Source organism: Streptomyces genisteinicus, assembly GCF_014489615.1.
In the GTDB taxonomy this organism is placed as follows: Bacteria; Actinomycetota; Actinomycetes; order Streptomycetales; family Streptomycetaceae; genus Streptomyces; species Streptomyces genisteinicus.
On sequence record NZ_CP060825.1, the window covers coordinates 7,210,845 to 7,229,474 of the forward strand.

Annotated in this window: 17 protein-coding genes and 2 riboswitches; of the genes, 11 read left to right on the forward strand and 6 right to left on the reverse strand. The window is 72.9% G+C overall.

Annotation, left to right across the window (positions count from 1 at the left end; all coding sequences use genetic code 11):
- Positions 1–7: 7 nt before the first annotated feature.
- A complete protein-coding gene (locus IAG43_RS30840) occupies positions 8–640 on the forward strand; it encodes a hypothetical protein (protein ID WP_187743944.1) in 633 nt (210 codons plus the stop codon).
- A gap of 133 nt (positions 641–773) precedes the next feature.
- Here the strand turns inward: IAG43_RS30840 and IAG43_RS30845 are convergent, their stop codons facing one another.
- Positions 774–1,097: a putative quinol monooxygenase gene (locus IAG43_RS30845; RefSeq protein ID WP_187743945.1), complete on the reverse strand. Its 324-nt coding sequence runs from the start codon at positions 1,095–1,097 to the stop codon at positions 774–776.
- Between the two features lie 148 nt (positions 1,098–1,245).
- Positions 1,246–3,210 (reverse strand): molecular chaperone HtpG, encoded by a 1,965-nt coding sequence (gene htpG / locus IAG43_RS30850; protein ID WP_187743946.1) that lies wholly within the window; start codon positions 3,208–3,210, stop codon positions 1,246–1,248.
- 549 nt (positions 3,211–3,759) lie between these two features.
- Here htpG and IAG43_RS30855 point away from each other — a divergent pair.
- The 9 genes from IAG43_RS30855 to IAG43_RS30895 all read left to right on the forward strand — a co-directional run bounded on the left by IAG43_RS30855 (position 3,760) and on the right by IAG43_RS30895 (position 13,489).
- Positions 3,760–4,239, forward strand: coding sequence for an HIT family protein (locus IAG43_RS30855; protein ID WP_187743947.1), 480 nt, complete (start codon positions 3,760–3,762; stop codon positions 4,237–4,239).
- Between the two features lie 149 nt (positions 4,240–4,388).
- A riboswitch (cobalamin riboswitch) is annotated at positions 4,389–4,617 on the forward strand.
- 185 nt (positions 4,618–4,802) lie between these two features.
- Positions 4,803–5,780 carry a GHMP family kinase ATP-binding protein gene (locus tag IAG43_RS30860; protein WP_246574631.1) on the forward strand — a complete coding sequence of 326 codons (978 nt, stop codon included), beginning with the start codon at positions 4,803–4,805 and terminating at the stop codon, positions 5,778–5,780.
- A complete protein-coding gene (locus IAG43_RS30865; protein ID WP_187743948.1) occupies positions 5,777–6,799 on the forward strand; it encodes a cysteine synthase family protein in 1,023 nt (340 codons plus the stop codon). Before IAG43_RS30860 ends, IAG43_RS30865 begins: the two co-directional genes overlap by 4 nt.
- Complete coding sequence (locus tag IAG43_RS30870; protein WP_187743949.1) at positions 6,796–8,040, forward strand: ATP-grasp domain-containing protein; 1,245 nt, start codon at positions 6,796–6,798, stop codon at positions 8,038–8,040. Before IAG43_RS30865 ends, IAG43_RS30870 begins: the two co-directional genes overlap by 4 nt.
- Positions 8,033–9,370, forward strand: coding sequence for an MFS transporter (locus tag IAG43_RS30875; protein WP_187743950.1), 1,338 nt, complete (start codon positions 8,033–8,035; stop codon positions 9,368–9,370). Before IAG43_RS30870 ends, IAG43_RS30875 begins: the two co-directional genes overlap by 8 nt.
- On the forward strand, positions 9,367–10,116 hold the full coding sequence (locus tag IAG43_RS30880; protein ID WP_187743951.1) for a class I SAM-dependent methyltransferase: 750 nt from the start codon (positions 9,367–9,369) through the stop codon (positions 10,114–10,116). Before IAG43_RS30875 ends, IAG43_RS30880 begins: the two co-directional genes overlap by 4 nt.
- Before the next feature lie 205 nt (positions 10,117–10,321).
- A riboswitch (cobalamin riboswitch) is annotated at positions 10,322–10,500 on the forward strand.
- 30 nt (positions 10,501–10,530) lie between these two features.
- A complete protein-coding gene (locus tag IAG43_RS30885; RefSeq protein ID WP_187743952.1) occupies positions 10,531–11,571 on the forward strand; it encodes an ABC transporter substrate-binding protein in 1,041 nt (346 codons plus the stop codon).
- Positions 11,572–11,642: 71 nt separating this feature from the next.
- Positions 11,643–12,680, forward strand: coding sequence for a FecCD family ABC transporter permease (locus tag IAG43_RS30890; RefSeq protein WP_246574809.1), 1,038 nt, complete (start codon positions 11,643–11,645; stop codon positions 12,678–12,680).
- Entirely contained in the window at positions 12,677–13,489 is an 813-nt protein-coding gene (locus IAG43_RS30895; RefSeq protein ID WP_187743953.1) for an ABC transporter ATP-binding protein, read from the forward strand. The genes IAG43_RS30890 and IAG43_RS30895 overlap by 4 nt, the downstream gene beginning before the upstream one ends.
- Here the strand turns inward: IAG43_RS30895 and IAG43_RS30900 are convergent.
- The 4 genes from IAG43_RS30900 to IAG43_RS30915 all read right to left on the reverse strand — a co-directional run bounded on the left by IAG43_RS30900 (position 13,474) and on the right by IAG43_RS30915 (position 17,324).
- The gene (locus IAG43_RS30900) at positions 13,474–14,454 is read right to left on the reverse strand and encodes a ferric reductase-like transmembrane domain-containing protein (protein ID WP_187743954.1); all 981 of its coding nucleotides are present in this window, start codon (positions 14,452–14,454) and stop codon (positions 13,474–13,476) included. The genes IAG43_RS30895 and IAG43_RS30900 overlap by 16 nt on opposite strands.
- A 182-nt stretch (positions 14,455–14,636) precedes the next feature.
- Positions 14,637–15,314 (reverse strand): deoxynucleoside kinase, encoded by a 678-nt coding sequence (locus IAG43_RS30905; RefSeq protein ID WP_246574632.1) that lies wholly within the window; start codon positions 15,312–15,314, stop codon positions 14,637–14,639.
- 332 nt (positions 15,315–15,646) lie between these two features.
- Positions 15,647–15,856, reverse strand: a complete 210-nt coding sequence (locus IAG43_RS30910) for an MbtH family protein (RefSeq protein WP_187743955.1) — start codon at positions 15,854–15,856, stop codon at positions 15,647–15,649.
- A 115-nt stretch (positions 15,857–15,971) separates the two neighbouring features.
- On the reverse strand, positions 15,972–17,324 hold the full coding sequence (locus tag IAG43_RS30915; protein ID WP_187743956.1) for a lysine N(6)-hydroxylase/L-ornithine N(5)-oxygenase family protein: 1,353 nt from the start codon (positions 17,322–17,324) through the stop codon (positions 15,972–15,974).
- A 271-nt stretch (positions 17,325–17,595) separates the two neighbouring features.
- Here IAG43_RS30915 and IAG43_RS30920 point away from each other — a divergent pair, with 271 nt between their 5' ends.
- Entirely contained in the window at positions 17,596–18,543 is a 948-nt protein-coding gene (locus IAG43_RS30920; protein WP_187743957.1) for a methionyl-tRNA formyltransferase, read from the forward strand.
- Positions 18,544–18,630 lie beyond the last annotated feature (87 nt).

An 18,630-nucleotide genomic window follows, 5' to 3' on the forward strand; every position in this document is an offset into this window, starting at 1 on the left:
TCGCGGTGTGAGCGAAGAGAAGACCATTGCCCCGGCGGGAGGGGCCTCCTGGCCCGCGGCGATCGGCTGCGCACTGGCCGCGGTCGTCGGCGTGCCCGTGCTCGTCCTCCTCGGGGTGCTCGTGACCTTCACGGTGCAGCGCTCCGTCCCTGAGGACTATCCGACGGTCGCGCCGCAGGCCATGGCCGACCGGGTTGGCGCGCGCTCCCAGGAGGCCTACGCCGTCCTCGGCCTCGGCGGGGAACTCCCGCCCGGTGCGGCCAACTCCTTCTCCTCAGGCGTGTGCTACCCCGACGGCCTGGAGTCCGCCGCCGACGAACCGGCCCCCGGCTCGTACGCGCTGTCCCACTCCTGGGAGCTGGACGGGGTCCCGCGCGAGGAGGCCGTCGCCGGGGTGGAGCGGTTGCGGGAGCGGCTGGCCGGTGACGGCTGGCGCATCGCCGCCCACGACGGCGCACCCGGGGAGGAGGGTGTCGAACTGCGGGCGGAGCACGACGACGAGGGCCGCCAGGTGTACACCTGGCATCCCGGCGGCACCTTCCGCGGCGGCGTCCACGGTGCCTGTGCCTTCGACCCGGCGGGGGAGGACCGCACGGACGTGTCGCCCGGTCTGTACCCGCCGGTGCTCCGCCCCTCCTGAGCGGTCCTTCGGCGGGCCGGCACCGGGCGACGTCCGCGCCCCCGCGGAGCCGCCCTCCCCGGTGCGCAGCACCGGGGCAGGCGGGGCAGGCGGGGCAGGCAGGGCAGGCGGGGCAGGCGGGGGCCGGACCCCGTCAGCCGATGGTGAGTTCGCCCATCGCGCTCCACCCCTCGGCGCCGGGGATCGTGGTGCTCACGATCTCCGGGGTGCGGCGCAGCAGGGGGCGCATGGCCTCCAGGCCGTCGCGGAAGTGGTCGGAGCCGACGTGGGCCTCGCCGGCGTCGTCCCGGAAGGCCTCGACGAGGACGTAGGTGTGCTCGTCCTCCAGGCTGCGGGACCACTCGAACCACAGGTTCCCCGGCTCCTGCCGGGTGGCCCGGGTGAACGCGTCGACCGCGCGGGGCCACTCCTCGACGTGCTCCGGCTTCACGGGGAATTTCACAACGATGAAGATCATGGACCAACCCTACGGGTTGTCCCGGGACAACCGGCGGTCGCTCTTCCGCCTCGCGTCGCACCGCCCTGGGCCCGCTGGTCCCGGCCGGTGGGCAGGCGCACCGCCTCGGCACACCCCGTACGGGGTGTGCCGAGGCGGCGACCGCCGGTCAGAGAGCGCGTGTCAGGCGCTCGGTCAGCAGCCGGGTGAAGCGGGCCGGGTCGGCGAGGTCGCCTCCCTCGGCGAGCAGCGCGCCGCCGTAGACCAGCTCGGCGGTCTCCGCCAGGGCGGGGTCGTCGGCGCCGGCGTCGTGCGCCGTGCGCAGCGCGGTGACCAGCGGGTGGGCGGGGTTGAGCTCCAGGATCCGCCTGACGGGGGGCAGTTCCTGTCCCATCGCCCGGTACATCTTCTCCAGCGTCGGGGTCACGTCGTGCGCGTCGCCGACGATGCACGCCGCCGAGGTCGTCAGGCGCGACGACAGGCGGACCTCCTTGACCTGCCCGGACAGGGTGGTGGTCAGCCACGACAGCAGTGCGGCGAACTCCTCCTCGCGACGCGCCTTCTCGGCGTCGGCCTCCTCGTCCGCGGCGTCGGACCCGTCGAGGTCCACCTGCCCCTTGGCGATGGACTGCAGGGGCCGGCCGTCGAAGGCTGGCACCCGGTCCACCCACACCTCGTCCACCGGGTCGGTGAGGATCAGGACTTCGTACCCCTTGGCGGTGAAGGCCTCCATGTGCGGGGAGTTCTCCACCATGGCCCGGGTCTCGCCGGTGAGGTAGTAGACGGTGTCCTGGCCGTCCTTCATGCGCTCCACGTACTGCCGGAGCGTGGTGGTCTTCTCCGGGTCGTGGGTGGAGGCGACCGACACCAGTTCGAGAAGGGCCTCGGTGTTGTCGGTGTCCTCCAGCAGGCCCTCCTTCAGCGCCCGGCCGAACTGGTCCCACACCTTCGCGTAGCGTTCCGCGTCCTTGGACTGCATGTCCTTGAGGGCGCCGAGGACCTTCTTGACCAGGCGCCGGCGCACGCCGTGGATCTGGCGGTCGTGCTGGAGGAGCTCGCGGGAGACGTTCAGCGACAGGTCGTGGGCGTCCACCACACCCTTGACGAAGCGCAGGTAGTCGGGCATGAGCGCTTCGCAGTCGTCCATGATGAACACCCGCTTGACGTACAGCTGCACACCGCTGCGCCGGGATTCGCGGGAGAACAGGTCGAAGGGCGCCTGCGAGGGGATGAAGAGCAGCGCCTCGTACTCGAAGGTGCCCTCGGCGCGCATGTGGACGGTCGCGGCCGGAGCGAGCCAGTCGTGGCTGATCTGCTGGTAGAACTCGTCGTACTCCTCCTGGGTCACCTCGCTCCGCGGCCGGGCCCACAGCGCCTTCATCGAGTTGAGCGTGTCGACGCCGCCGGCGGCCGCGTCCTGCGGGTCCGCGCTCTGCGCGTCCGTGCCCTCGGATCCGGCACCGGCGGAGTCCGTGCGCTCGGAGGCCATCCGGATCGGCCAGCGGATGAAGTCCGAGTACTGCTTGACGATCTGCCGGATCTTCGCGGGGGACAGGTAGTCGGCGAGCCCGTCCTCGCTGTCGGCGGGCTTGAGATGGAGGGTGACGGAGGTGCCCACGGGCAGGCCGTCGACGGCCTGGAGCTCGTAGGTCCCCTCGCCGTCGGACTCCCACTGGGTGCCGTCCTCGGTGCCGACCCGGCGGGTGCGCACGGTGACCCTGTCGGCGACCATGAACGCCGAGTAGAAGCCGACGCCGAACTGCCCGATCAGGCTCTCGGCGGTGGCGGCGTCCTTCGACTCCTTGATCTTCTCCAGCAGACCGGCGGTGCCCGACTTGGCGATCGTGCCGATGAGCTCGACGAGGTCGTCCCGGGTCATGCCGATCCCGTTGTCACGGACGGTCAGTGTGCGGGCCTCGTCGTCGACCTCCAGCAGGATGCACAGGTCGGCGGTGTCGATCCCGGCCAGGCCGGAGTCGATCAGCGATTCCAGCCGCAGCTTGTCCAGTGCGTCGGAGGCGTTCGAGATCAGCTCGCGCAGGAAGATGTCCTTGTTCGAGTAGATCGAGTGAATCACCAGGCGGAGCAACTGGCGGGTCTCGGCCTGAAATTCCAGCGTCTCGACACTGCCCATGGGGTCTCTTTCCGTTTCCTCGAAATCGTCATGAACGGGTGGGACGGGGGCCGCGGCCGGCGGCTGTCCGCCGTCGGCGGTCCTGAGCGCGCCCGTGCGGCTGCCGCGGCGGCGCCGTGCGTACCGCCGCCTCCCCGTGACCGGGTGCCGCTGCCGCCCCGCCGCCGGTGTCGCCCGGGACGTCGTCCGTGACCTCGTCCGTGACGGTGGACGCAGCCGGGCCGTGGGCGCCGGCACGGGGCACGGGCGGCTGATCGGCCGCGGTCACGGGCACCTCCCTCGACTGGTCGTCACGCCGGCGAACTCGGTTCCTTCATCCGTCGGATGACACGTCGGCGACGGTGACATTGAACCTCATGCCGCCACTGCCGGAACGGCGAAGTCCCGCGTGCACGGCTTCGGGTGTCCGGCCCGGCCCGTGGGAGAACCCTTCCGGCACCTGGTGCCCGCACCCGTGGCGGACGGCGCGGCGCGGGCCCGGACGGATCACCGCCTCGACCGGTTCTCGGGCGGGGCTCGGGCCGCCGCCGAGTCTGCCAGGATTCGGCCATGACGGGTGACTGGAGGGTGGACCGGATCGGGGCCGCGCTGAGGGGCGAGAACCCGACGGTCCTGCGGCGGCTGACGGCGGGGTTCGCGGTGATCGGGGACGTGCAGTTCCTGCCGGGCTACGCGGTGCTGCTCGCGGACGAGCCGGAGGCCCGGAAGCTGTCGGACCTGCCGAGGGCGAAGCGGCTGTCGTTCCTGTCGGACATGGACCGGCTCGGTGAAGCGGTCGAGCGGGTCTGCGGGCGGCTGGATCCCGCCTTCCGCCGCGTCAATCTGGAGATCCTGGGGAACAAGGAGCCGTTCCTGCACGCGCATGTGTGGCCGAGATTCGCCTGGGAGCCGGCCGGGCTGGTGGAGAGGCCGGTGTGGCTCCATCCGCCCGAGCGGTGGAGCGAGGAGCGGTCCCGGCTCGGCCCGCGGCACGACGCGCTGCGGGAGGCCATCGGCGGGGAGCTGGACCGGCTCCGCCCGGAAGTCTGACGCCCCGTCGGGCGCGCGGGGGCGAGGGGTTCGTCCCCGGCGGACACTCCGGGGGCGGTACGCGGCCCGGTCCGGGCCGGACCCGCGACGGGCACCGGTCACAACGAGACAAATTCCGGGGCGCTCTGTCGCGGCCGGAACTGGCCACCTACGCTGATCTGCGCAGTCGGTTCGCAGCGTCGGCCAGGCGTTGCGTCGCAAGAGGGAACCCGGTGGGAATCCGGGACTGTCCCGCAGCGGTGAGTGGGATCGAAAGCCGTCATCAGCACTGGGGTCGTGCGGGACCCCGGGAAGCGACGGCCGGTAGGCGCCGGCCCGGGCATCCGCCCGTCCGGCACGCCCACGAGTCCGAAGACCTGCCACTGCGCGCGTGCCGACGGCACGCGCTCTTCACAGCGGCCTCGTGGGGTGGGCCGGTGGTGCGCTGCGACGGCGCGCTCACGCGCGTGTGCTCTCGCCGCCCCCGAACCCTCGGGCCCGGCCGACGAGAGAAGGGGACACGGCGTGACCACCGCACAGATCGACGCCCGGCCCGTGCCGGCCCGGACGTCCGGGCGCACCCCGTGCTGACGGCCGGCCCCCCGCCGCCGGGACGCGGCTTCGCCGGCGTCTGCCACGGCACACTCGGAGAGCTCTACCAGGGGCCGCTGAGATCGGGCCCGGACCCCGACATCGCCGTGGTGTCCTTCCCGGTCGACCGCTACTCCTGGGTGTACTTCACCCCGGATGCAGCGCCCCCGCCCGGCTCTCCGGCCCCGGTCCCGTCCGCGCCCGCGTCCCCGCCCCGTACCGAAGCGCTGCCCGTGCCCGCCCCCGAAGCCGTCACCGGCCCCCGCCCGGGACCGCTCGGCGAGAAGACGCGGCACGCCGTGCGCCTCCTGCTGGAGCGCACCGGGCGCGCCCTGCCGCCCGGACGCCTCAGCGCGTACAGCGAACTCACCGTGGGGGCGGGCATGGCGAGTTCGACCGCCGACATCGTGGCCGCGCTGCGCTGCCTGTTCCGCGTCCTCTCGCTGCCCGAGGACCCGGCGGCCGTCCGGGACGTGCTGGCCGCCATCGAGCGCGCGGACAGCGTCTTCCTCGACGAGTTCGCCCTCCATCTCAGCGCACGGCACACGGTGGTGCGCCGACTGGGCACCGGAGTCGTCTTCCACACCGCCTACGTGACGGAGCCGGGCACCGTCGACACCGCGTCGACCACCCCGGTGCTGCTGCGGCACTACCGGCGCCGCGGCGACGAGTACGAGCGCTGCCTCACCGACCTGCTCAAGGGCTTCTCCACCCGGGACGCCCCCGCCGTCGCCCGCGCGGCCACGGCCAGTGCCGTGCTCTCCCAGGAAGTCCTGCCCAAGCACACGTTCGCCGCCGTCCTGGCGCACCGCGACGAGTTCGGCGCCGACGGCGTCTTCGTCGCGCACACCGGCTCCCTGGTCGGCTACCTGTTCGCCCGCCGGCCCGCTCCGTCGCTCAGAGGGGAACTCTCCGCCTTCTTCCGCTCACTCGGACACCAGTGCTCTTTCGCCCAAGGAGGCCTCGCGTGATCCACCCGCACGTCGCAGACGCCGTCAAGCGTCCCGACCTGGTCCGTCTCACGGACTCCGTGGTACTGCTCCGGTTCGAGTCCATGAAGATCTACTCCGCGCTCGGCGCCGTCCGGCACCTGCTGGAACGCGGCACGGTCGTACCGGGCCAGACGCTCGTCGACAGTTCCAGCGGCATCTACGCCTACGCCCTCGCGCTGGCCTGCCACCGGTACGGCATGCGGTGCCACATCGTGGCGTCCACGACCGTGGACGCCACCACCCTGGCCCAGCTGGAGATCCTGGGCGCCACGGTCGAGCAGGTCCGGCCCACGGAGAACCTCAAACTGGACCAGGAGTTACGGGTGCGGCGCGTGCGGGCGTACCTGGCGGAGCGCCCGGACGCCCACTGGATGCGCCAGTACCACGACGACGTGCACTACCTCGGCTACCGGGAGGTGGCCGACCAGATCGCCGAGGCCCTGCCCGGCCGGCCCCTGACGGTCGTCGGGGGAGTGGGCTCGGGCGCCTCGACCGGGGGGCTCGTCGAGCACCTGCGGCGGCGCGACCCCTCCGTGCGGCTGGTGGGCGTACAGCCCTTCGGCAGTGTGACCTTCGGCAGCCAGGACCACCACGACCCGGAGGCGATCATCGCGGGCATCGGCTCGTCGATCGTCTTCGACAACGTGCGCCACCAGCTGTACGACGCGCTGCACTGGATGGACTTCACCCACGCCATGGCGGGCACCGTCGCCCTGCTGCGCGAGCACGCGGTCTTCGCCGGGCTCTCCACCGGAGCCGCCTACCTCGCCGCCGTCCACGAGTCCGGGTGCCTGCCCGGCCGGCTGCACCTGGTGATCGGCGCCGACACCGGGCACCGGTACGTCGAGCGCGTCCACCGCCGCCACAACGAGGCCCTCGACCCGGCGGAACTCAAACCCGTCGAGATCGGCGCCCCCGAAGAGATGGCCATGCCCTGGTCGACCATGGCGTGGAACCGGACCCCCTGCCCCGCACAGTGGAAGGACGCGGCAGCGTGACCCTGGTCAGCCTCGAATCCCTCTCCTTCGGCCTGGGCCATCTGGTCCGCGCCACCGACGCGCTGGGCGAGCGGCTGCGGCTGCTGACCCGCGATCCGTCGTACTACCGCTACGAACTGGACCGGCTGCCGGCGGACGCGCTCGAGGTGACCGTCGTGGACACCTTCGACACCGAGGCCGTCGCCGCCCTGCTCGCGTCGACCCCGGACCTGCGGGGGCTCATCGGCTCCACCGACACCTGGACGGAGGTCGCCGCGGAGCTGACGGCCCGCTTCGGTCTCCCCGGCCTGGACCCCGCCGTGCTGCGCCGGACGCGCGACAAGGCGGCGGTGCGCGACCTGCTGCACGCCGCGGGGCTCGCCCGCTCCCGGGCGGTCCGGGCGGGCGACCCGGCCGGCGGGTTCGCGGCCCGGGTCGCCAAGGAGACGGGGTTCCCCGCCGTCGTCAAGGACACCGCCGGGACAGGCAGCCAGAACGTGTGGCTCGTACGCGACGAGCCCGCCCTCGAAGCCGCCCTGCGGGAGGCCACCGGCCGCACGCTCAAGGGCGGCCTCTTCGCCGAGCCCCACCTCGCCGGGCCCGTCTACAGCGCCGAATCCCTGACCTGGGAAGGGACCACCCGGCTGCTCGGCGTCTCCAGCCGGCTCATGTCGCCCGAGCCGCGGTTCCGCGAGGAGATCACCGCCTTCCCCGTGGCCTTCCCCGGGCAAACGGCGGCGGAACTGGAACGCTGGCTCGGCGGCGTCCTCGCGGCGGTGGGATACACCGACCGGTTCGCCCACGTGGAGTTCGCCCTGACCGCCCACGGCCCCGAGGTGATCGAGATCAACCCGCGCATCGGCGGCGCACTCGTCGGCGAGGGGATGTGCCGGGCACTCGGGTACAACGTCTACGAGGCCGTGGCGGAGACGGCGCTCGGCCGGCGGCCCCGGCTGATGGACGCCCGCCTGCCCGGCGGCCCGGCGGTGGCCTTCGTCCTCGGCTACCCCGCACGACCCGGCGTGTTCACCGGGGTCGACGGCCTCGACCGGCTGGCGGACCTGCCGGGCTCACCCGCCTGGTACCCCGTCAGAGAGGTCGGCGACCGCATCGAGCACCTCGACGACAGCCGCGGGTACGCGGGCATCGTCTACGCCGAGGCGGAGACCGCGGAACTGGCCACCCACCGCGCCGTGGCGGCCGCCAACACCGTACGGGTGCTCACGGAGGAGGTCCCCGAGGAGCGTCCGGTCCGTGGCTGACCGCACGGGCCCGCCGCTGCGGCGGGCGCTCACCTCCTTCACCGGCCCGCTCCGCTTCCTGCTGCTGAGTTCGTTCCTCATCCCGCTCGGCAGCTTCATGGTCCTGCCGTTCATGTCGGTCTTCCTGCACGAGCGCCTCGGCATGGGACTCGGCACGGTCGGCGTGGTCCTCGCCGCGGCATCCCTGGTGCAGTTCTCCGGGGGTGTCGTCGGGGGAGCGGTGGCGGAGCGCATCGGGCTGCGCAGGACGATGACCCTGGCCCTCGTCATCCGGACCGCGGGGTTCGTCGGACTGCTCGCCGCGCTGCGCTGGCCGCCGCTCGCCGTGGGGGCGCTGATCCTCACCTGCTGCGGCGCGGCGCTGTACCTGCCGGCGAACAAGGCGTACCTCGTGGACGGCGTCGACGAGGAACGGCGGCCGGTGTTCCTGTCGGCGGGCAACGCGGCGCTCAACGCGGGGATGGCCGTGGGCCCGCTGGTCGCCGGTCCGTTCGTCCTCTCCTCACCCGCCCCGCTGTTCCTCGCGGTCACCGCACTGTTCGCGGTGGTGACCCTGGGACACGCACGGCTGCCGGCGTCCTCCGGCGGGGACCGGCCCGCGGCCGACGGGCCCCGGCCCGGCATCCTCGACGGCATCGCCGTACTGCCCTTCGCCGCCAACGCGATCGCCTTCCACCTCTACTTCCACTTCCAGCACTATCTCGCCGTGTACGCGGTGGAACGGGCCTCCGCGTCGTTCTACAGCCTGGTGCTGCTGCTCTGCTTCCTGCTGGTCATCGTCGTGCAGCCGCCCGCCTCGGGCCTGATCCGGCGGATGCCGTACCCCGTGGCCCTCGCCGTGGGGTTCGCGGGACTCGGGGCGGGGCTCGCGGTGCTCTCCCTCGGGACGCGGCCCGCGCTCCTGGCCGGCGGGGCGCTGATCACCCTCGGCGACATCGTGCTCTTCCTGAAGAACGACCTGGAGGCGCTGGCCCGCAGCCCGCGTTCCGACGCGGTCGTCTTCGGGCAGCAGCGGCTCGCCGCCGGTCTCGGGGCCTGCGCGAGCGGGCTGCTGGGCGGCCTGCTCTACGGGTACGCCGAACGGGGCGGTGACACCGGCCTGTTCTGGCTGCTGGCCGCCGCCCAGTGCCTCGTGCTGCCCCTGCTCCTGCTCCCCCTGCGCCGCACGGCGGGACCGGTGCCGCCCGCAGGCGCCGCGACCGGAGGCGAATGCGGCACCGCGGCCGGCGCCGCCGATGCCCACGACACCACCGGTGCCGGCACCACCGGCGCCGGCGCAACCACCGATCCCGCCCGCCACCGACAGACAAAGGACCACGATTCGCGATGACGGACACCGGCGGATTCCAGGACGACGACTTCTGGACCGAGTTCTACGACTTCCTCTTCTCCGAGCAGCGCTGGACCCAGGCCGAGGACCTGCTCGGCACCTCCCCGCTGCTCTCGATCCCCGCGGGCGCCCGCGTGCTCGACCTGTGCTGCGGACCCGGGGTGTTCACGATCCCGCTGGCCCTGCGCGGCGCCGACGTCACCGGGGTGGACCGCAGTCCGGTCCTCCTGGAGCGGGGCCGCAAGCGGGCCGCCGACACGGGCGCCGCGCCCCGGTTCGTGGAGGCGGACGTCCTGGACTACCGGCCCGACGGTCCCTACGACGTCGTGCTCAACATGTTCACCTCCTTCGGCTACTTCGAGGACCCGGCGGACAACGCCCGCGTCCTCGAGACCATGCACGACGCGCTGGCGCCCGGCGGCTCGCTCGTGCTCGACCTGGCGGGCAAGGAACTGCTCGCGCGCAGGGTCGAGCCCCCCAAGGTGGTACGGCGCGGCGAGGATCTGCTCGTGCAGACGGACACGGTGCTGGACGACTGGGCCCGGCTGCGGAGCGACTGGGTGCTGGTGCGGGGGGAGCGGGTGACCCGGGCGAGCCTGGTGTGGTTCGTCTACAGCGCCGTCGAACTCCGCGCCATGCTGCGGGAGGCGGGATTCGGCGAGATCGAGGTGTACGGCGGCTTCGACGGCCGCCCCTACGACCAGGACGCGGAGCGACTCGTGCTGCGGGCGGTCCGCACGGCGTGAACGGCCGGGCACGCCCGGCCGGACCGGACACCGGAGGGCGTCACCGCACCCGGCGGAGCGACGACGCGTGACCGCACCCGGGGGAGTCCCGACGGCGTGACCGCACCTGGGGGAGTCCCGAGGGCGTGACCGTACCCCGGCGCGGTCCGTTCCGACGGCGCCGGGGCGCACGGCCCGTGACGTGCGCCCTTTGCCCACCCTGCGGCAGACCATAGGATCAGCAGGTCATCACCGCGACGGGAGACAGGAAGCCGGTGCGAATCCGGCACGGTCCCGCCACTGTGACCGGGGAGCGGACCCCTTCATGTGCCACTGCGCCAGCGCGGGAAGGCCGGGGAACGCCGATCCGGGAGTCAGGACACTGGCCTGTCGCGGGTCCGATCCGAGGAGCGCGGACTCCGCAGGAGGCTTCACGTGTACGACGGCACGCCCCGTCCCTTCGCCCTGCCCACTTCCAGGTCCGGCCGCCGCGCCCTGCGCGCGGCCGGCGCCGCCGCGGCGCTGTCCGCGGTCCTGCTCACCGGCTGCGGGGGGCCGGACCGCGCGGGGCAGGACAAGCCGGCGGCGACGGCCGCCGACGGCTTCCCCCTCACGGTGGAGAACTGCGGGGTCCGCACCACCTACGACGCGCCGCCCTCGCGGGTCGTCACCATTCACCAGCACCCGGCCGAACTGATGCTCTCGCTCGGACTCGGCGACCGCATGGTCGGCACCGCCTTCCCGGACTCCGCCGTCCTGCCCGAACTGCGCGAGAAGTTCGAGGCGATCCCCGAACTGGCCGCGAAGGAGCCCTCGTTCGAGACGATCCTCGACGCCGAGCCCGACTTCGTCTACGGCGGATACGGCAGCGCCTTCGCCGAGAACGAGGGCCGCTCCCGCGAGGCGTTCGAGGACGCGGGGATCCACACCCACCTCAACCGCGAGTACTGCGGGAAGAAGCAGGTGTCCATGCAGGACACCTACGACGAGATCGGCGCCATCGGCGAGCTGTTCGGCGTGCAGGACCGCGCCGACGCCCTCGTCGCCGACCTCAGGAGCCGGGTGACGGCCGCGTCGAAGGCGGTGGACGGCGAGCGCGAGGTGTCCGTCTTCGTCTACGACAGCGGGGACAAGAGCGCCTTCACGGCGGGCGGCAAGAGCCTCGGCACCGAGGTCATCCGCCTCGCGGGCGGGCGGAACGTCTTCGCCGACCTCGACGACGTCTTCGGCGACGTCTCCTGGGAGCAGGTCGTCGCCCGCAAGCCCGAGGTCATCGCGATCTACGACTACGCCGGAGCCGGGAACGTCGAGCAGAAGAAGCGGTTCCTGCTCTCCCAGCCCGCGCTCGCGGACGTCCCCGCGGTGAAGAACGAGCGCTTCGTCGTCCTCCCGCTGACCGCCACCCTGGTCGGCGTGCGCGCGCCGTACGCCGTCGAGGACCTGGCACGGGGCCTGCACCCCAAGCGGTTCCCGTGACCGCCCCCGCCGGACAGACCGCGGTGAAGGCGCCGCCCGCGCAGGCGGCCGGCGGCGACGGGAACCGGCGGATCGCCTTCGGGCCCGCCGTGCTCCTCCTCACCGTCCTGCTCCTCGCCTCGATGACCGCGGGCATGGCCATCGGCTCCGTGCGGGTCCCGGCCGGACAGGTGTGGGGCATCGTCCTCCACGCCCTGGGCCTGGACTGGCCGGACGCCACCTGGTCCGCGGCCCGCGAGACCATCGTGCTCGACGTCCGCGCGCCGCGGGTGCTGCTCGGCGCCGTCACCGGCGCGGGACTCGCCCTGATCGGCGCCGCGCTCCAGGCCCTCGTGCGCAACCCGCTCGCCGAGCCCTATCTGCTCGGCGTCTCCTCGGGAGCGTCGCTCGGCGCCGTCGCGGTGATCGTCTTCGGGGTGCAGGTGTTCGGGCACCTCTCCCTGTCGGCCGCAGCCTTCGCGGGCGCCCTGCTGACCCTGCTCCTCGTCTACACGACGGCCCGCAGCGGCGGCAGGATCACCACCACCCGGCTGGTGCTGTCGGGCGTGGCGTACGCCCTGGTGCTCACCGCGCTGATGAACCTGCTGCTGCTCACCAGCGACCGGGGCAACGAGGCGCGCGCCGTGCTCGCCTGGACCATGGGCGGTCTCGGCGGAGTGCGGTGGGGGACACTGTGGCTGCCGGCCACCGCGCTCCTGCTCGGCCTCGGCGTCCTGCTGCTCCAGGCACGCTCGCTGAACCTGCTGTCGGCGGGCGAGGAGGCGGCGACGACGATGGGCCTGGACGTGGCCCGGTTCCGGGCACGCCTCTTCGTGCTGGTGTCGCTGCTGACCGGCGTCCTCGTCGCGGCCGCGGGCCCGATCGGCTTCGTCGGGCTGATGACGCCGCACATCGTGCGGCTCTTCGTGGGCGGCGACCACCGCAGGGTGCTGCCGGCGGCGGCGCTCGGCGGCGCCGTCTTCCTGCTCTGGGCCGACATCGCCGCCCGTACCGTGGCCGCGCCGGCGGAGCTGCCCGTCGGCGTGCTGACGGCGCTCACCGGCGGGCCGTTCTTCCTCTGGCTGATGCGCCGCCAGGCCCGCCGCACCACGGACGGGGGCCCCGCGTGAAGGGCAGCGCACTGGCCGTCGAAGGCGTCACGCTCACCGCGGGGGCGCGGCGTCTGGCCGACGACGTGTCCCTCACCGCGGGCCCGGGCGAGGTGGTCGGCGTGATCGGCCCCAACGGGAGCGGGAAGTCCAGCCTGCTGCGCTGCGTCTACCGCATCCTGCGCCCGGCCGCGGGGAGCGTACGGGTCGACGGCGCCGACACCTGGGAGCTTCCCGTGCGCCAGGTGGCACGGACCCTGGCCGCAATGGTGCAGGACGCCGCGACGGATGTGGACCTCGCGGTGCGCGAGGTGGTGGCCATGGGCCGGGCACCCCACAAGCGCCTCCTCGACGGGGACACCGCCGACGACCGCCGTCTGGTCGACACCTCCCTGGCCGATGCGGACGCCCTCCACCTCGCGGACCGGGCCTTCGACCGGCTCTCCGGCGGCGAGCGCCAGCGGGTCCTGGTGGCGCGCGCGCTGGCCCAGCAGCCCTCCCTGCTGGTCCTGGACGAACCCACGAACCATCTGGACATCCGGCACCAGCTGGAGATCCTGGGCCTGCTGCGCCGCCTGCCCGCCACCGTCCTGGTGGCACTGCACGACCTCAACCTCGCCGCGGCGTTCTGCGACCGTCTGTACGTGCTGCACGACGGCCGCGTCGTCACGTCGGGCCCGCCCGCCGGCGTGCTCACCCCCGCACTGCTCCGCGAGGTCTACGGGGTGGAGGCGGAGGTCGCCGTCCACCCCCGCACCGGGGCGCCGCAGGTCACCTTCCTGCCCGGTGGCCTGCCCGCCGGGCAGGGATCGGATCAGCCGGCCTCGTGAGCGTGGGGCGTCGCGGCCGGCGGCTCCGCCGGCCGCGGCCGGCCCCCGTCGCGGCCCGACACCGTGACCACCAGGATGCCGACGACGACGGCGAGGACGACGGCCCGGCCCGCGGCACGCAGGACCCAGCCGGCTGCCCGCCGCCCCCCGCGAGGGCTCCCGAGCCGCTCCGACCGCCGGGCCGGCCGCAGCAGCCGGACCAGGAGCAGCCCGGCCACGGGCAGTTGCAGCAGCCACAGGACCGTGCGGGGCCAGTCCCCGTACCAGACGTTGGTGCCGTACAGCAGGGTGTGCCAGACGCTGAGGACGTAGACGACGATCACGAACCGGTGCAGGCGGCGCCAGGTGTTGGCGCCGATGCGGTGCCGGACGTAGAAGAGGAGCCCGAGGGGTACGGCGAGGTAGAGGGCGGCCTGTCCGATGGGGATGGCAAGCCGGCCGGTGCCGGAGTCGTACCAGCCGGGGACGAAGCTGTCCGCGAATCCGGCCCAGATGCGTGCGGCCCACCCCAGCGCGGCCTCGTAGCGGACGAGTTCGGCCATGAACATCAGCGCGTGCGCCGCCATCAGGGCCATGGTGGTCAGGCTGGTGGTGCGGTGCCAGCGCTCCAGGGTGGCGCGGGACACCGGCAGCCGGCCGGCGCCCGGTCCGGACACGACGAGCCCGAGCATGACCGTCCCCCAGGCCCAGAGCAGCGCCGACCAGCCGAACGCCTGGCTGAGCAGGTACATCCAGTACGTGGCCGGGTCGTCCATGAAGGGCATCACCGCGACGGTGTCGCCCTCGCCCGCTCCCATCCGGAGGTACAGGAAGAGGAACACCGCTCCGGTGACGACGACGGCGGCCGCCGCGTCGGGCAGCGCGGCCCGCAGGTCGCCGCGGAGGGTGACGCGCCCTCCGGACCGGTCGCCGGGCCCGGTCGCCGTACCGGACCCGTCGGTCCGCGGCGTCACCTCGTGCTGCATCCACCGGCCTCCCGCGTCAGCACGCTCGTGTGTGCCCAGGAACTCCAGTGTGACGCAGGTGACATGTGGTGCAGAGGCCCGATCCGGTCAGAACGGCGGTCCGCCTCCGCCCGGTGGCCGGAATCCGACGCCGGCCGTCCGGGACCGGACGCGGCGCAGGCGCACGCCCCCGGGCCGGCCGCTCACCCCCGCGGCGGGGCCTCGCCCGCGCCGCCGCGCGCCGCGGCCAGCGCGGCTCTGACCTCCCGCGTCACGCGGGCGGCGTCCTCCGGGTTGTTCACCACGTCCGTGCTGTTCATGTCCACGACCAGCACCTCGCCGGCCGAGTAGTGCAGGCGCACCCAGTCGTCGTAGCCGGACCACAGCGTCCGGTAGTACTCCACGAGGCCCTCGTCCTGCTCGAAGTCGCGGCCGCGCAGTCCGATGCGGTGCAGCACCGTCGAGAAGTCCGCCGTGAGGTAGACCATGAGGTCCGGCGCCTTGCGGTAGGGCAGGCCGTCGATCTCGCGCAGCATCTCGTCGAGCAGGCCCTCGTAGATCTGCATCTCGAGCGCGCTGATCCTGCCCAGGTCGTGGTTGACCCGGGCGAAGTACCAGTCCTCGTAGATGGACCGGTCGAGGACGCTGTCGGGCCGCTTGTACGCCTCCTTGATCGAGGCGAACCGGGTCCGCAGGAAGTGGAGCTGGAGCAGGAAGGGGTAGCGCTTGGCCTCGATCTCCTCGGGGCTCGCCGTGTAGAAGAGCGGCAGGATCGGATTGTCGTCCACGCTCTCGTAGAAGACGTCGCCGCCCAGCTCCTTGGCGAGCAGTTCGGCCACGCTCGTCTTCCCGATGCCGATCATGCCTCCGACGCAGATCACCGGCGCACCTCACCTTTCCTGATACCTCTGTTCGCGGGCGGGCGCGCCGGTGCTCGTGCACCACCGGTACCCGCAGGCGCTCCCGCACCGCCGGGGTGCGCGCCGACCGGCTCACGCGCCCCGCGGACCGCGAGACCCGCGCCGCGCGGCGCCGGGCCCCGGGAGGGATGCCTGCCGCGGCGGTGGGCCGGGCCGCACCGCGACGCTGCGGGGCGGCGAGCGGCCGCCCCCGCGGCCGTCCTGCATCCTAGAGGACGGCGTGCGCCGGGCCGCGACCCGGAGCGGGCCCGTGCACGCGGGGGCGCGGCGGTGTCCGGCCGGACCGGGGGCGCTCAGCCCTGCCGGGCGACCAGACTGGCGGGGCGCAGATCGGTCCAGTGCTGCTCGACGTACGCGAGGCAGGCCTCACGCGTGTCCTCGCCGAAGACCGTGCGCCATCCGGCGGGGACCTCCGCGAAGGCGGGCCAGAGGGAGTGCTGGTTCTCCTCGTTGACCAGCACCAGGAAGCGTCCCTGCGTGTCCTCGAACGGGTTGGTCGTCATGAGTCTGCTGTTTCCTTCTCGGGTGCGGCGGGTGCGGGTGCGGGTGCGGAAGCCGAAGCGGACGCCGGTGCGGTGGGGCGTCGCGACCGCGTGGACGGCGGGACGGGAGCCGGGCTCAGCCGATCGAGCCCGCGCGCTGGCCGGCCCCCGCCCGGTCGCCGAGGGCGGCGTGCCGGCCGCGCCCGATGATCGAGTCGAGGATCTCGCCGACCCGGACGGCGGTGTTGGAGAGCAGCGACGAGGTGATGCCGTGGGTGTGCTCCGTCCCGCCCTGGAGGTAGATGCCGCACCGCACTCCGGAGCCGGTGGCCAGGCGGTAGTCGCGCTCCACCCGCACGCGGCCGTGCTCGTCGAGGGCGCAGCGGCCGGCGAGTTCGCCGAGCACGCCCAGCGGGTCCGCCGGGCTGTATCCGGTGGCGTAGACGACGACGTCGGCGTCGAGCGCGCTGTCCTCGCCCGTGACGAGGGAGGTGACGGTGACGCGCACGCCGTCCTCGGTCTCCTCGACCCCGGTGACGCGGGAGACGTTGAGGAAGCGGAGCCGCTCGGTGCCGAGCACCTTCTCCCGGTAGGCCTCGCGGTAGAGGTCGTCGATGAGGTCGATGTCGACCACCGAGTAGTTGGTGTTGCCGTGGTAGCCCATCAGCTTGCGCTTGACGGGTTCGGGGGCGGCGTAGTACTCGTCGACGGCCGCGGGGTCGAAGATCCGGTTGGCGAAGCTGCTGTCGTCGGCCGGGCTGTAGCCGTAGCGGGAGAAGACCGCGCACACCTCCGCACCGGGGAAGCGGCGGTGCAGGTAGGCGACGTTCTCCGCCGCGCTCTGCCCGGCCCCCACCACGACGAACCGGGCCGGGTCCGAGGCCGTCAGCGCGTCGACCTTCTTCAGCAGGTCGCTGTTGTGCCAGATCCGGTCGCCGCGCTCCACCCCGTCGGGCATCCGCGGGCGCAGCCCGGTGCCGATCACCAGGTTGCGTGCCCGGTGGACGACCGTCTCCCCGCCGGCGCGGGCGGTGACGTCCACGTATTCGACGACGCCGTCGCGCACGACGGGCGTGACGGCGACGACCTCGTGCCCGTACGAGACCATGTCGTCGACCTTGGCCGCCGCCCACTCCAGGTAGTCGTGGAACTCGGCTCTGAGCGGGAAGAGGTTCTTGTGGTTGACGAAGTCGATCAGCCGCCCCTTGCTCCGGAGATAGCACAGGAAGCTGTACTCGCTGGCCGGATTGCGCAGGGTGACGAGGTCCTTCAGGAACGAGACCTGCATCGTGGCGTCGTCGATCAGCATTCCCCGGTGCCAGCCGAACACGGGCTGGCGCTCGAAGAAGTGGGCGGTGACCGCTTCCTGCCTGCCGACACCCGCGTTGTGCTCGCTCAGAGCCAGGGCCATGGCCACATTGGACGGCCCGAAGCCTATTCCGATGAGGTCGTGGATCGGTGGTGCGTCGTCAGGAAGAGCCTGTGACATGTCACTCCCATCGTGCGGGGCTGCTGCCTCGGAGATTCGGACGGATCGGAGGTGGGACGGAACCCGGGTGCCGGGCCGGAGCGTTCACGCGGCCGGCGGCACGGAGGTCAACTTAGGTGAGGCTAACCTGACTGAATTGCTCATGTCGACTCGGCTCGACGGCGCACCGCGCGGCGGGCGGACCTCAAGGCGCCTGAAACACGGGCACGTTGCTTAGTTAGGTAAGCCTTGCTTTACTTGCGTGATCGATCACCGTTCTGAGGAGAGAACCATGCGCGTCGTCATGTTCGGCTACCAGACGTGGGGGCACCGGACCCTGCAAGCCCTTCTGGACTCCGAGCACGACGTGGTCCTCGTCGTGACACACCCCAGGAGCGAGCACGCCTACGAGAAGATCTGGAGCGACTCCGTCGCCGATCTCGCGGAGCAGCACGGCATCCCGGTCGCGATCCGCAACCGTCCCGACGACGAGGAACTCCTGAGCCTGCTCAAGGAGGCGGACCCGGACATCATCGTCGCCAACAACTGGCGCACCTGGATCCCCCCGCACGTCTACGGGCTTCCCCGCCACGGCACGCTGAACATCCACGACTCGCTGCTGCCGAAGTACGCCGGGTTCTCCCCGCTGATCTGGGCTCTGATCAACGGGGAGCCCGAAGTCGGCGTCACCGCCCACATGATGGACGAGGTGCTGGACGCCGGCGACATCGTCGACCAGCGCGCCGTCCCCGTCGGCCCCCACGACACCGCCACCGACCTGTTCCACAAGACCGTGGACCTGATCGCCCCGGTCACCGTCGGCGCCCTGGGCCGCATCGCCGCCGGCGACACCGACTTCACCCCCCAGGACCGCACCCAGGCCACCTTCTTCCACAAGCGCGCCGAGGAGGACATCCGCATCGACTGGAACTGGCCGGCCGAAGACCTCGAACGGCTCGTCCGCGCCCAGTCCGCGCCCTACCCGAGCGCCTTCACCCACCACCGGGGCGAGCGCCTGGAGATCCTCGCGGCGACCGTCTCCGAGGGCCGCTACGGCGGCACGCCGGGCCGCATCTTCTACCGCGAGGGCGACGGCGTCGTCATCGTCGCGGGCGCGGACGCCCGCACCGGACGCAACCACGGACTCGCCGTCACCCGGGTCCGCACCCACGACGGGCGCGAGCTGCCGGCCCTGGAGTACTTCACCTCGATGGGCGGCTACCTCACCGCACGGCCCTGACACACACCGGCCCGGGGCCGGGCGCGCGGGCGAACCGGCCCGCGCGCCCGGCCTCTTCGTGTGCCCGGGCACACGAAGAGGCCGGAC

Bases quoted from the DNA above. Each gene is read 5' to 3' on its own strand.
- htpG (WP_187743946.1), bottom strand. From the start codon at position 3,210: ATGGGCAGTGTCGAGACGCTGGAATTTCAGGCCGAGACCCGCCAGTTG.
- IAG43_RS30845 (WP_187743945.1), bottom strand. From the start codon at position 1,097: ATGATCTTCATCGTTGTGAAATTCCCCGTGAAGCCGGAGCACGTCGAG.
- IAG43_RS30920 (WP_187743957.1), top strand. From the start codon at position 17,596: ATGCGCGTCGTCATGTTCGGCTACCAGACGTGGGGGCACCGGACCCTG.
- IAG43_RS30880 (WP_187743951.1), top strand. From the start codon at position 9,367: ATGACGGACACCGGCGGATTCCAGGACGACGACTTCTGGACCGAGTTC.
- IAG43_RS30855 (WP_187743947.1), top strand. From the start codon at position 3,760: ATGACGGGTGACTGGAGGGTGGACCGGATCGGGGCCGCGCTGAGGGGC.
- IAG43_RS30915 (WP_187743956.1), bottom strand. From the start codon at position 17,324: ATGTCACAGGCTCTTCCTGACGACGCACCACCGATCCACGACCTCATC.
- IAG43_RS30900 (WP_187743954.1), bottom strand. From the start codon at position 14,454: ATGCAGCACGAGGTGACGCCGCGGACCGACGGGTCCGGTACGGCGACC.
- IAG43_RS30910 (WP_187743955.1), bottom strand. From the start codon at position 15,856: ATGACGACCAACCCGTTCGAGGACACGCAGGGACGCTTCCTGGTGCTG.